This is a genomic window from Streptomyces gilvus (genome assembly GCF_022513565.1).
Classification (GTDB): domain Bacteria; phylum Actinomycetota; class Actinomycetes; order Streptomycetales; family Streptomycetaceae; genus Streptomyces; species Streptomyces gilvus.
On record NZ_JAKWBE010000017.1, the window covers coordinates 158,251 to 170,500 of the forward strand.

Sequence of the window (12,250 nt, forward strand, 5' to 3'; positions counted from 1 at the left end):
TACTTGCTGCTACCTGCTTGCTCCACGACCGTCAGCCACCACCCCCTCCCCCCAGGACCCCACCCGCGAGCCCGATCACCACGGGCAGTACGCCGACCGCGATGAACGCGGGCAGGAAGCACAGCCCTACCGGCACGGTCACCATGACGGCCGCACGTCTGGCTCGCTCGGTCGCGGCGCGGGCCCAGTCGGCCCGGGCCTCGGTCGCCAGCCGGGCCACCGGTGCGGCGGCGGGGAGACCCGACACGTCGGCCCGTTCCAGGAGCCGGGCCAGGGGCTGTGCACCCGGCAGGGCGCCCAACCTCCGCCACGCCTCCCCCGGTTCACCCCCGAGCCGTACCTCGGCCGCGCCCCGCGCCAACGCCTCCCCGACCACTCCGCCCAGGGCCTCCCCCACCGCCTGCGCGGCGACCACCGGAGCGGCCCCCGCAGCGATGCAGGCCGCCAACAGATCGGAGGCGAGCGGCAGTTGCCCGGCAGCCTTGGCCGCGTCGACCACCTCCGCGACGGCGGGCGCACCCTGCCGACGGCGCCACCACCACAACCCCGCCCCTACGACCGACCCGACCGCGAACCCGGCCAGTCCGCCGACCAGGACCCACCCGGCGCCCACGACCCCGGCCACCGGCGCCCACCGCCGCGCGGCCTCACCGACCTCGAACCGAGGCCCGCCCACCGCTCGTTCCACGTCGGACACCAGCCCGGTCAGTCGCCGACGCACTCTCCGCTCCCGCCGCACCGCCTCCAGCCACCGCAGCAGCCACCCGAGGACGACCACGATCCCCACGGTCACCCCCAGCCTGTGGACAACATCCGCGCTCACACCGAACCCCACTCCCCGTCCGTCCAACTCCGACCTCGCACCGCACCCGTCCTACGACCGACCCCGCCACCGCCTCACGCCGCCCCCGCCCGCCGTACGATCCCCAGCGCCCACCACATCCCCAGCCCCTCCAGCAGACCGCCGATCAGCAGGCACCCAAGGCCTGCGCCGCTGTGCAGCAGGACGTGGAGGGGGTCGGCGCCCAGGGCCGTGCCCAGTAGGAGGCCGAGCACCGGCAGTCCCGCGAGCATCAGTGCCGTCGAGCGCGCGCCCGCCAACTGGGCGCGCAGGTCGGCCCGTTGGTCCCGCTCCGCCCGCAACGCCGCTTCGAGCCGGTCGAGTCCGGCGGCGAGGCCCGCGCCCTGGTCCACGGCCACCCGCCAGCAGGCGGCGAGTCCCAACAGGCCCTCGGCGCCAGGCTGCCGTGCCGCGCCCGAGAGCGCGCCGGGCACGTCGCCGCCGAACCGCGCGGCCGCCAGCACCGCCGCCTGGGCGTCGCCGAGCCCTCCGGAGTCCCGCGCGGCACGCAGCAGCGCCTCTCCCGGCTGTCGCCCGGCCCGCACTTCTCCGGCGAGCGCCGAGCACAGCGCGATCACCGCGTTCCCGCGTGACTCCCGGGCCCGGCGGGCCTGCCCGGCCACCCGGACCCGCCGCGCCAACGGCACCCCGGCCGCCCCCGCGACGACCGGCAACACCGAGGCCCCCAGCACCGCCAGCGCCAACCCGGCCGCCAGCACCCACCATTCGGCCCCAAGTCGCCCACGCATCCGCCGCAGCCACCCGGCGATCTCCCGCCAGGACGGCGGCCCGGCTCCCACCACCCCACCGCCGGCGAGCAGCACCTGCGCCCGCCGGGCCCCGGAGTGCCAACCGCCCAGCAGCAGCGCCGCGGCACCGACGCACAACACGGCGGCCCCCATGGCAATCTCACCCATGCCCCACTCCTCCCGACATCCCGTGCCCCTCTCCTCCCGACATCCCGTGCCCCTCTCCTCGCATCCCTTGCCCTTCTCCTCCCGACATCCCGCCGCGGAGCAGCCCCCGCAGCCGCTCCCATCCGCGCTCCCGCTCGAACTCCTGCGCGCCCCACCGCAGCGCCGGCACCGTCCGGACCAGGCCCGACGGGTCCCGCTCCAGCACGTGCACCTCGGCGATGCGGCGCCGTCCCGCCCGGTCCCGTACGAGATGCAGCACCACCGACAGCGCGGCAGCCAACTGGCTGTGCAGCGCGGCCCGGTCGAGCCCGGCCGCCGTACCGAGCGCCTCCAGGCGGGCTGGGACATCGGCGGCGGCATTGGCGTGGACAGTGCCGGAGCCGCCTTCGTGGCCGGTGTTCAACGCCGCGAGCAGATGCACCACTTCAGGCCCCCGCACCTCACCGACGACCAGCCGGTCCGGCCGTATCCGCAGCGCCTGCCGCACCAGGTCCTGGAGCGTGACCAGCCCCGCGCCCTCCTGGTTGGCGGGTCTGGTCTCCAGCCGGACGACGTGCGGATGGTCCGGCCTGAGCTCGGCGGAGTCCTCGGCGAGCACGATCCGCTCACCGGGTCCGACGAGCCCCAGCAGCGCGCTCAGGAGTGTCGTCTTGCCACTGCCGGTTCCGCCGCTGACCAGGAAGGACAGCCGGGCCTCGATCAGCGCCCGCAGCACGCGGTCCCCGCCCGGCGGCACCGTGCCCGCCGCGACCAGTTCACCGAGCGTGAACGCCCGGGGCCGTACCACGCGCAGTGAGAGGCAGGTGCAGCCCACGGCCACCGGTGGCAGCACCGCGTGCAGCCGGGTGCCGTCGGGCAGCCGGGCGTCCGCCCAGGGCCGTGCGTCGTCGAGCCGGCGTCCGGCCACCGCGGCGAGTCGTTGCGCGAGGCGTCGCACGGCCGCGGCGTCCGGGAAGGCGACTCCGGTCAGTTCCAGGCCGCCGCCCCGGTCCACCCACACCCGGTCCGGGGCCGACACCAGGACGTCGGTGACGGAGGGATCGGCGAGCAGCGGTTCCAGGGGGCCGCTGCCGACCAGTTCGGACCGCAACTGCTCGGCCGTGCCGAGGACTTCGGCGTCCCCCAGCACCCGGCCCTGTTCCCGAAGGGCCTGCGCCACTCGCGCGGGCGTCGGCTCGGCCCCGCTCTCCACCAGCCATTGGCGGACTCCGTCGAGGAGCCCAGGGGATGCGCTCACGCCGCACCCGCTTCCATCAGCGCCCGCTCCCAGAACTCCTTGCAGAAGCGCGCCAGGGGGCCGCGCCGGGCGGCTCCGGGCGGTGTCCTGCCCTCCCCCGGCCGCACCAGTCCGACCTCCACCGGCACCTCGCCGACCAGGGGCAGACCGAGCAGCCGGGCCACCTCGCGGTCGTCGAGGCCGGGGGCGTACGGGCCGCGTACCGCCACGCGCAGGTCGCGCAGGACCATCCCTGCGGCCGAGGCGACGCGCCCCGCCGCCGCGACGGCCCGCAGTTCGCCGGGGACCACGAGGATGCCGAGGTCGATCTGGGCGAGGGCCTCGGCGACCCCGTCGTCGATGCGGCGCGGCAGGTCGACGACGACCGTGCCGCCGCGGCGTCGGGCCGCGGCGAGCACCGCGCGGACGGCCTGGGCCGGGATGGCGACGCAGTCGCCGCGGTCCCAGCTCAGCACCCGCAGCGAGTGCAGTTCCGGCAGCGATTCCTCCAGGGCGCCGCCGCCGACCCTTCCGCGCGAGGCGGCGAAGGCGGGCCAGCGCAGTCCCTCCGCGCTCTCGCCGCCGAGGAGGACGTCGAGTCCGCCGCCCAGCGGATCGGCGTCCACGAGCAGGGTGCGCAGTCCTTCGCGTGCGGAGGTGACGGCGAGGGCGCACGCGAGCGTGGATGCCCCGGCCCCGCCGCGTCCGCCGATCACGCCGACGGTGAGGGCGGGCCGGCCGACGCCCTCGGCGACGTCGGCGATGCGGTCGACCAGCCACTGCTCGCCGTCGGGCAGCATCAGGACGTGGTCGGCGCCGATCTCGACGGCCCGGCGCCAGACCCCGGAGTCGTCCTGGTCGCGGCCGACCAGCACCACTCCCCTTCTGCGCGCGGCCCCGCGCACCCGCCGCGCGGCGTCGTCGCCGACGAGGACGAGCGGTGCGGCCTCCCAGCTGCCCGCCCTCTTCGGCACGGAGTGGTGGACCTCCGGTGTCGCTCCTGCCGCGGCGCACAGCCGCAGCAGGTCGTCGAGCAGCTCGACGTCCTCCGTGACGATGAGTGGTCCGGCCTGCCGCCCCGGGACGGCGGGCGGTGGGTCGTGTGTGACGGCTCCGGTCACGTGGTCCATCCCCCTTCGCTGTGTCTCGCGAAGGCCCCTGCGGCCCCGCGATTCCCAAACATCTGAAGAACCGGCAAGCGGTCTCCATATGAACGGCCGATACGAACCGGCCAAACCCGCCCGACTAACCGGAACCCGTCATGAACTCGGGCCGTGCGGGACGCGTTGGAATCACGGTGCAGCGATCCCGGAAATGATGTGGATCTTGATCGATAACTGTGGACAAGCCGGCGGTTGTGAATATGGCCGTCACCCATACCGGTGACCCCCGCACGGATCCCCGTACGACATCCACAGAGCAGCGCGACGACTACGTTGAGTAATCTTTCGTGAGCATGCCGAACCGGCGGCCGCAGTGGCACCTGAGCAGACGTACGAGCGCGAAGAGAAGGGGAAAAACCCACCCGGACATGCGACGACCCCCGCCGGGGGGGAGAGCGGGGGTCGTCTCCACGGCCGACTCGGGGGGGGAGGAGCCGGACCGGGTTAGCACGGTCGCGAACGATCCGTGACTTCCATGGTGTACCCGAGAGCCCTCTCAGGCAAACCCACGCGCCCACCTTACGCCGAATGGGCTGCGCCTATGCTCGGGGTCGTGGAAAACCACTCGTTGCCCCGCACAGCGGCCTTCTTTGACCTGGACAAGACGGTCATTGCGAAGTCGAGCACGCTCACCTTCGGCAAGTCCTTCTACCAAGGCGGCCTGATCAACCGCCGGGCCGCCCTGCGCACCGCCTATGCCCAGTTCGTCTTCCTCGTCGGCGGTATGGACCACGACCAGATGGAGCGGACCCGCGAGTACCTCTCCCAGCTCGTGCGCGGCTGGAACGTCCAGCAGGTCAAGGAGATCGTCGCCGAGACCCTGCACGGCCTGATCGACCCGATCATCTACGACGAGGCCGCCTCCCTCATCGAGGAGCACCACACGGCCGGCCGCGACGTCGTCATCGTCTCCACCTCGGGCGCCGAGGTGGTCGAGCCGATCGGCGAACTGCTGGGCGCGGACCGGGTGGTGGCCACCCGTATGGTCGTGGGCGAGGACGGCTGTTACACCGGCGAGGTGGAGTACTACGCGTACGGCCCGACCAAGGCGGAGGCGGTCAGGGAGCTGGCCGAGTCCGAGGGGTACGACCTCGAACGCTGCTACGCCTACAGCGACTCCGCGACCGATCTGCCGATGCTGCAGGCCGTGGGCCACCCGCATGCCGTCAACCCGGACCGCGCGCTGCGCCGCGAGGCACTCGCGCGCGGGTGGCCGATTCTGGACTTCCACCGCCCGGTCCGGCTCAAGCAGCGGATTCCGGCGTTCTCGGTGCCGCCGCGGCCGGCCCTTGTCGCGGTCGCGGCGATCGGCGCGGCGGCCGCCACCGCGGGCTTCGTCTGGTACGCGAGCAGGCGACGGGCCACACCCATGTGACCGGAGTCCGTTTGAAACTGATTTGAGACCAAAAGTAAAGAAGCGCGGGCGGGGGTTCCGCTTGCATCACGCCTGGAGTACAAAGGGGTTAACGGCCCGCGAGACCAAGGACATCCGAGAGGATCACCTTAAACAACGCATTTGGCCCCACGGACCGAGCATGAACACCGGGCACCCACGCGACGTCGACCCGTCGATTACGGGCCAGCCGCACCAGGTGACGGGCAAAGTTCCCGACCTGATGGGCAACATATCGAGGACGCTTGGTAACCCGGTGAGCATGCCAGCGGCGGTACGAATCCTCGTACCGCCGCACCTCTTTTCCCGAAGTTTTCTACGCCGCCCCGCGCTGCAGTGCCTCGCACACGGCCGTCGACTCGCGCGCACCCAGCTCGACCGCCCGACCGCAGTGCGCGATCCAGGCAGCCATTCCCTCCGGCGTGCCGGAGACGTACCCCTCCAGCGCCGCCAGATAGGCCGCCCGGCCCAGTTCGGCGTGGCCCACCTCCGCCGGGCAGACCGACTTCGGGTCGAGGCCACTGCCCACCAGGACGATGCGCTCGGCGGTGCGTGCCACGAGACCGTTGTGGGAGGTGAAGGGGCGCAGGGCTAGGAGTTCGCCGTGCACGACGGCCGCCGTCACCAGAGCCGGGGCCGAGCTGCCGGCGATGATCAGTTCGGACAGACCATCCAGCCTGCCGTGCACCTCGTCGGCGTCCGGCAGCCGCAGCTCGACCAACGGCTCGTCGACCGGCTCGCCCGCCCGCCGGGGCCGCCCCACCTCGTCCCCGCTGGTCGCGGCGGCCACCAGGTGCAGCCGGGCCAGCACCCGCAGAGGTGACTGCCGCCAGATGGACAACAGCTGTCCGGCCTCGGCGGTCAGCCTGAGGGCCGCGCCCATCACGCGCGCGTCCCCGTCGCCGCTGAAGTCGGTGCGCCGCCGCACCTCCTCCAGAGCCCAGTCGGCGCCGGACAGCGCCGCCGAGCCGCGGGCGCCCCGCAGCGCCGCCTCGGAGGTGATCTCGTTGCTGCGGCGCCGCATGACCCGGTGCCCGTAGACCCGGTCCACGGCCTTGCGCACGGACTCCACGGACTCGGCCACGCCGGGCAGCGAGCCCAGGGCGGCGAGCGGATCGGCGGTCGCGCCTGTCGTACTCATGAGTACGACAGTAGCCACCCCGCGCGCGTGCCCCACGAATGAGTGGTCTTCTTCACGCCCATCTGCCACATACAGCTACCTCGCCACTACTCTTCGCGAACATGAAAATTGCTTTCGTCGGTAAGGGCGGCAGTGGAAAGACCACCCTGTCCTCTCTGTTCGTCCGCCACCTCGCGGCCGGCGGCGCGCCGGTCGTCGCGATCGACGCGGACATCAACCAGCACCTGGGACCCGCCCTCGGCCTGGACGAGACGGCGGCCGCCGCACTGCCCGCGATGGGCGGCCGGCTGCCCCTGATCAAGGAGTATCTGCGCGGCTCCAACCCCCGCATCGCCTCCGCCGAGACGATGATCAAGACGACCCCGCCCGGCGAGGGCTCCCGGCTGCTGCGGGTGCGCGAGGACAACCCGGTGTACGAGGCCTGCGCCCGGCCGGTGGAACTCGACGGCGGCGCCGTCCGTTTGATGGTCACCGGCCCCTTCACCGACGCCGACCTGGGGATCGCCTGCTACCACTCCAAGACGGGAGCGGTGGAGCTGTTCCTGAACCACCTGGTGGACGGGCAGGGCGAGTACGTCGTGGTGGACATGACGGCGGGCTCGGACTCCTTCGCCTCCGGCATGTTCACCCGTTTCGACATCACGTTCCTCGTGGCCGAGCCGACCCGGAAGGGGGTCTCCGTCTATCGCCAGTACAAGGAGTACGCCCGCGACTTCGGGGTCGTCCTGAAGGTCGTCGGCAACAAGGTGCAGGGGCAGGAGGATCTGGATTTCCTGCGCGCCGAGGTCGGGGACGACCTGCTGGTGGCCGTCGGGCACTCGGACTGGGTGCGCGCCATGGAGAAGGGCCGTCCGCCCCGGTTCGAGTTGCTGGAGGACGCCAACCGCCGTGCCCTGCGCATCCTTCAGGTCGCCGCGGACGCGACGTACGAACTGCGTGACTGGGGGCGCTACACCCGGCAGATGGTGCACTTCCATCTGAAGAACGCGGGCTCCTGGGGCAGCGCGCGCACCGGGGCCGACCTGGCGGCTCAGGTCGACCCCGGGTTCGTGCTGGGCGAGAGCCTGACGGCAACCGCCTGACCGCGCCCGAGGGTTGGCTACTGCTTGGCCGCCGGCGCTCCCGGTACACCCTTCGGCGCCGGGGCCGGGCGTGCCGACAGGAAGGACGCCCAGCCCTGCTTCGGGGCCTCCCCGACGTTCAGGGTGCGCAGCTTCGCCAGGACCTGCGGGTCCTGGGCGTCCAGCCAGTCGGCCAGTTGGTGGAAGGAGACGCAGCGCACCTCGGGCTTGTTGCAGACGTCCGCGATGACGTCGTCGAGGGCGTGCATGTAGGTGCGGCCGTTCCACGACTCGAAGTGGTTGCCGATGATCAGGGGCGCCCGGTTGCCGTCATAGGCGCGCTTGAAGCCGGCGAGCAGACCCTCGCGCATCTGGTCGCCCCAGTAGGCGAACTTGTCGGGGTCGCCCTGGGTCCGGGTGCCGGACTGGTTGACCATGAAGTTGTAGTCCATGGTCAACTGCTCGTAGGAATGCCCGGGGAAGGGCACGAGCTGCATCGACAGGTCCCAGAGGTTCTCCCTCTTCTTCGGCCAGACTTGCTCGTTCACCCCGCTGGTGTCGTAGCGGAAGCCCAGCTGGCTCGCGGCCTTCACGAAGTTCTGCTGACCCTCCAGACAGGGCGTGCGGGCGCCGATCAGCTCCTTGTCGTAGTCGAAGGGCAGCGGGGCCGCGTTCTTCATCCCGGCGTTGGTCTTCCAGGACTTCACGAACTGCTTCGCCTGGGCGATCTCGTCCTTCCACTCGTCGACCGACCACTCGCCGACGCCGCCGTTCTTGCCGCAGAAGTGGCCGTTGAAGTGGGTGCCGATCTCGTTGCCCTCCAGCCACGCCAGGCGCAGCTGCTTGACGGTGTCGGCGATGCCCTTCTCGTCGTTGAAGCCGATGTCGGAGCGCCCCGGCGAGTGCTGCGGCGGCTTGTACAGGTCGCGCTTCTCCTCCGGGAGCATGTACACGCCGCTGAGGAAGTACGTCATCGTCGCGTGGTTGGCCTTGGCGACCTTGCGGAAGTGCGAGAAGAGCTTCTGGCTGTCCTCGCCGGCGCCGTCCCAGGAGAAGACGACGAACTGCGGGGGCTTCTGGCCGGGCTTGAGCCGCTCCGGTCTGGGCAGGTGCGGCTGCGCTCCGGTGTACGCGGTGGAGCCGTCGCCGATCAGTCGGACCACACTGCCCGGCGCCTGGGCCGGCCTGGCCTTCTGGGGACCGGAGGCACCTGGCTTGGAGCCGTTGGAGCCGACCGCGCAGCCGGCGATCGACACGGCACAGGCCGCGGCGATCACTGCTCCGGTGGCGATCCTCTGGGTGGCGGCCATCTTCCGCCCACCTTCTTCCTTCTCTCAGACCGACGCCGGTAAGGGCGTTTTCTGGCGATGTGCCGGGCGGGCCCGGCAGCGCCGTCAAGGTCGCACGGAGCCGAGAAGGAATTAGTACGACAAGCCGATGAAATGCCCACTTCACCCATCTAGGTGAGCCGATACGCCATTTGCCAGAAAAGTCTATGCCTGCCCTTTACTCTGAATTACGATTCGTTTACCGAATGTAGATCCATCCCGCTGTACGCCGTGACCCACGGCCGCGTACCGACCCCGCCCCCGGCGGGGACCACCTGATCCGCGACCGCGCTGCCCCGGAGGAGACGGGAACCATGTCCGCCTGCGCCCCCACCCACGCCGCCGATCCGAATCGGCCCCCGCGCGTCCACCCAGCCCACAGTCCACCCCCCGGCCCGCACCGTCGCTTCCGCCTCGCGGGCGCCGACGTGTCCGCCTCGATCGCGGTCTTCCTGATCGCCCTCCCGCTGTCCCTGGGCATCGCCCTCGCCACCGGCGCACCGCTCCAGGCGGGCCTCGTCGCGGCCGCCGTCGGCGGCATCGTCGTCGGCCGGCTCGGCGGCTGCCCGCTCCAGGTCAGCGGGCCGGCGGCGGGCCTGACGGTGGTCACCGCCGACCTCATCCACCGCTACGGCTGGCGTACCACCTGCGCCATCACCGTCCTCGCCGGCCTCGCCCAACTCGGCCTCGGCTGCCTGCGCGTGGCGCGCACCGCGCTCGCCGTCAGCCCCGCCATCGTGCACGGCATGCTCGCCGGCATCGGCGTCACCATCGCCGTCGCCCAACTGCACATCGTCCTCGGCGGCACCCCACAGAGCTCCGTCCTCGCCAACCTGCGTGCTCTGCCCGCCCAGTTGGCGGGGCTGCAGCCCGCCTCGGTGACCGTCAGCGCGCTGACCCTGACCCTGCTGCTGCTCTGGCCGCGCCTTCCCGGCCGGGCCGGGCGCCTGCTGCGCACGATCCCGGCCCCGCTCGTCGCCGTTGCCGGCGCCACCACGGCCGCCTCGCTCGCCGGCCTCACCCTGCCCAGGGTCGACCTGCCGTCCTGGAGCAGTCACGCCCTGGCCGGCCTGCCCGAGGGCCCGGTGCTCGGGCTGACCGCCGCCGTGCTCACCACCACCCTGGTCTGCAGCGTGCAGTCGCTGCTCGGCGCCGTCGCCGTCGACAAGCTGGCGGCCGCCCGCCCCGGCCTCCCGGCCCGGGTGGGCCGCTCCGACCTCGACCGCGAACTGCTGGGCCAGGGCGCCGCCAACGTGGTCTCCGGCGCGCTCGGCGGACTGCCGGTCGCCGGGGTGGCGGTGAGAAGTTCGGCGAATGTGAGGGCGGGTGCCCTCAGCCGGAACTCCACGATGCTGCACGGCGTTCTCGTAGTGATCGCCGCGCTGCTGATGGTCCCGATCCTGGAGTGCATTCCGCTCGCCGCACTCGCCGCACTGGTGATGGCCGTCGGCATCCAGATGGTGTCCCTGCACCACATCCGCACGGTGACCCGCCACCGCGAAGTACTGGTGTACGCCGTCACCACACTCGGCGTGGTGGTCTTCGGCGTCCTGGAAGGCGTGGCGCTGGGGATCGCCGTGGCCGTCGCCGTCGCCATGCAGCGCCTCGCCCACACCCGCATCACGCACGAGGAGAAGGAGGGAGTCCATCACGTACATGTCCGGGGCCAGTTGACGTTCCTCGCGGTACCGCGGCTGAGCCGCGCCCTGCATCTCGTTCCCCACAGCGCGCACGCCGTCGTGGAGTTGGACGGGTCGTTCATGGACCACGCGGCGTACGAGTCACTGCAGGACTGGCACAACACGCACACCGCACAGGGCGGCACCGCTGACATCACCGGCCGCCGCACGGGGTTGAGCGACACCGAGCCCACAGCACCTCAGCCTCAGCCCGGCCTCGGGACGGAGCCGACAGCCCCGTCAACCGCCGCCTCGCCCCCCTCCGTCGGCTGCCGCTGCCGCCCCTGGACGCCCTGGCGCAACCACCAGTGCGAGCTCCCACGCACCGCGCCGTACTCCGGTGTGTCCGAGGCGGCCGGCGCCCCCGATACGCGGCCCGGCGCATCGAGAACCCCCGGGGCGCGGCCCGGTGCGAGCCCCGGTGCGTCCGACGCCCTCGACGCGCCCGGCACCCGCGGTGCGTCAGCCACTCCGGACGATCCGAACGACCACAGCAGACCCGATCCGAGCGACCCTGGTGCGAGCAGATCCGGTGCAGGCAGATCCGGTTCGCGCGTACCCGGCGCATCCGCAGACGCCGACACCGCCCACACCGCCCACACCGCCCGAACCTCCGGAGGTCACCAACTGGCCCGCGGCATCAGCGCGTTCCAGCGCAACACCGCACCGCTGGTGCGGGGGGAGCTGGCGCGGCTGGCCAGGGAGGGGCAGCGGCCCTCCCAGCTGTTCCTCACCTGTGCGGACTCGCGGCTCGTCACGTCGATGATCACCTCCAGTGGTCCGGGTGACCTGTTCGTGGTGCGCAACGTCGGCAATCTCGTGCCGCCGCCCGGTCGGGAGAGCGGCGACGACTCGGTGGCGGCCGCTATCGAGTACGCGGTGGACGTCCTGGGCGTGCGGTCCGTCACGGTGTGCGGGCACTCCGGGTGCGGAGCCATGCAGGCGCTGCTCAACTCCGAGCCCACCGGCGCCCGGACACCGCTCCAGCGGTGGCTGCGGCACGGACTGCCGAGTCTGGAGCGGATGGCCGACGGCGGTCGGCCCTGGGCCCGTCTGGCCGGCCGGGCACCCGCCGACGCGGTCGAGCAGCTGTGCCTGACCAATGTCGTCCAGCAGTTGGAGCACCTGAGCGCCCACCCGTCGGTGGCACGGGCCGTGCGGGAGGGAAAGCTCGAACTGCACGGGATGTACTTCCATGTGGGTGAGGCGCAGGCGTATCTGCTGGCCGAGACGGGTGAGAAGCGCGTGTTCGACCATGTGGGGGTGTCGGATCTGTCCGCCTGATCGGGGCGCCGGGCGGGTGTGAGTGGCAGCACATCGCTGAACCCCGCCCGGTCGGCCTCCGTGGGTACGGATGACCCGGGCCACGGCGCTGGGGGCGGCCTCGTCGACCAGCCCGGACGACAGGTCTAAACCAATTCTCGGTCGGCCCTTGTCATCGGGCCCCCGGGTCTGATGAGCTGTGGCCTGGGACACAACGGACACCCTGGGAAAGGCAGATGCCGTGAGCA

Annotated in this window: 9 protein-coding genes; 3 read left to right on the forward strand and 6 right to left on the reverse strand. The window is 72.1% G+C overall.

The window, feature by feature from the left end:
• Window positions 1–31 precede the first annotated feature (31 nt).
• The 4 genes from MKW14_RS25485 to ssd all read right to left on the reverse strand — a co-directional run bounded on the left by MKW14_RS25485 (window position 32) and on the right by ssd (window position 4,104).
• Entirely contained in the window at window positions 32–823 is a 792-nt protein-coding gene (locus MKW14_RS25485) for a type II secretion system F family protein (protein WP_240865635.1), read from the reverse strand.
• 74 nt (window positions 824–897) lie between these two features.
• Window positions 898–1,758 (reverse strand): type II secretion system F family protein, encoded by an 861-nt coding sequence (locus MKW14_RS25490; RefSeq protein WP_240865638.1) that lies wholly within the window; start codon window positions 1,756–1,758, stop codon window positions 898–900.
• Window positions 1,751–2,995: a TadA family conjugal transfer-associated ATPase gene (locus tag MKW14_RS25495; RefSeq protein ID WP_374116594.1), complete on the reverse strand. Its 1,245-nt coding sequence runs from the start codon at window positions 2,993–2,995 to the stop codon at window positions 1,751–1,753. The genes MKW14_RS25490 and MKW14_RS25495 overlap by 8 nt, the downstream gene beginning before the upstream one ends.
• Complete coding sequence (ssd, locus tag MKW14_RS25500) at window positions 2,992–4,104, reverse strand: septum site-determining protein Ssd (protein WP_240865641.1); 1,113 nt, start codon at window positions 4,102–4,104, stop codon at window positions 2,992–2,994. The genes MKW14_RS25495 and ssd overlap by 4 nt, the downstream gene beginning before the upstream one ends.
• Before the next feature lie 574 nt (window positions 4,105–4,678).
• Here ssd and MKW14_RS25505 point away from each other — a divergent pair.
• Entirely contained in the window at window positions 4,679–5,512 is an 834-nt protein-coding gene (locus tag MKW14_RS25505; protein WP_240865644.1) for an HAD family hydrolase, read from the forward strand.
• A 334-nt stretch (window positions 5,513–5,846) separates the two neighbouring features.
• On the opposite strand, the gene MKW14_RS25510 is transcribed toward MKW14_RS25505, so the two are convergent.
• Entirely contained in the window at window positions 5,847–6,671 is an 825-nt protein-coding gene (locus MKW14_RS25510) for a Fic family protein (protein WP_240865646.1), read from the reverse strand.
• Between the two features lie 101 nt (window positions 6,672–6,772).
• Between MKW14_RS25510 and MKW14_RS25515 the strand changes: the two genes are divergently transcribed.
• The gene (locus MKW14_RS25515; protein WP_240865649.1) at window positions 6,773–7,753 is read left to right on the forward strand and encodes an ATP-binding protein; all 981 of its coding nucleotides are present in this window, start codon (window positions 6,773–6,775) and stop codon (window positions 7,751–7,753) included.
• A gap of 17 nt (window positions 7,754–7,770) precedes the next feature.
• Here the strand turns inward: MKW14_RS25515 and MKW14_RS25520 are convergent, their stop codons facing one another.
• The gene (locus MKW14_RS25520) at window positions 7,771–9,042 is read right to left on the reverse strand and encodes a polysaccharide deacetylase family protein (protein ID WP_240865651.1); all 1,272 of its coding nucleotides are present in this window, start codon (window positions 9,040–9,042) and stop codon (window positions 7,771–7,773) included.
• A 332-nt stretch (window positions 9,043–9,374) separates the two neighbouring features.
• Here MKW14_RS25520 and MKW14_RS25525 point away from each other — a divergent pair, with 332 nt between their 5' ends.
• Window positions 9,375–12,023 carry a SulP family inorganic anion transporter gene (locus tag MKW14_RS25525; RefSeq protein ID WP_240865653.1) on the forward strand — a complete coding sequence of 883 codons (2,649 nt, stop codon included), beginning with the start codon at window positions 9,375–9,377 and terminating at the stop codon, window positions 12,021–12,023.
• Window positions 12,024–12,250: the final 227 nt, after the last annotated feature.

What these genes read in the sequence shown, in the direction of transcription:
- MKW14_RS25515 (WP_240865649.1), top strand. Translation starts at nt 6,773, where the DNA reads ATGAAAATTGCTTTCGTCGGTAAGGGCGGCAGTGGAAAGACCACCCTG.
- MKW14_RS25520 (WP_240865651.1), bottom strand. Translation starts at nt 9,042, where the DNA reads ATGGCCGCCACCCAGAGGATCGCCACCGGAGCAGTGATCGCCGCGGCC.
- MKW14_RS25505 (WP_240865644.1), top strand. Translation starts at nt 4,679, where the DNA reads ATGCTCGGGGTCGTGGAAAACCACTCGTTGCCCCGCACAGCGGCCTTC.
- MKW14_RS25490 (WP_240865638.1), bottom strand. Translation starts at nt 1,758, where the DNA reads ATGGGTGAGATTGCCATGGGGGCCGCCGTGTTGTGCGTCGGTGCCGCG.
- ssd (WP_240865641.1), bottom strand. Translation starts at nt 4,104, where the DNA reads ATGGACCACGTGACCGGAGCCGTCACACACGACCCACCGCCCGCCGTC.
- MKW14_RS25510 (WP_240865646.1), bottom strand. Translation starts at nt 6,671, where the DNA reads ATGAGTACGACAGGCGCGACCGCCGATCCGCTCGCCGCCCTGGGCTCG.
- MKW14_RS25525 (WP_240865653.1), top strand. Translation starts at nt 9,375, where the DNA reads ATGTCCGCCTGCGCCCCCACCCACGCCGCCGATCCGAATCGGCCCCCG.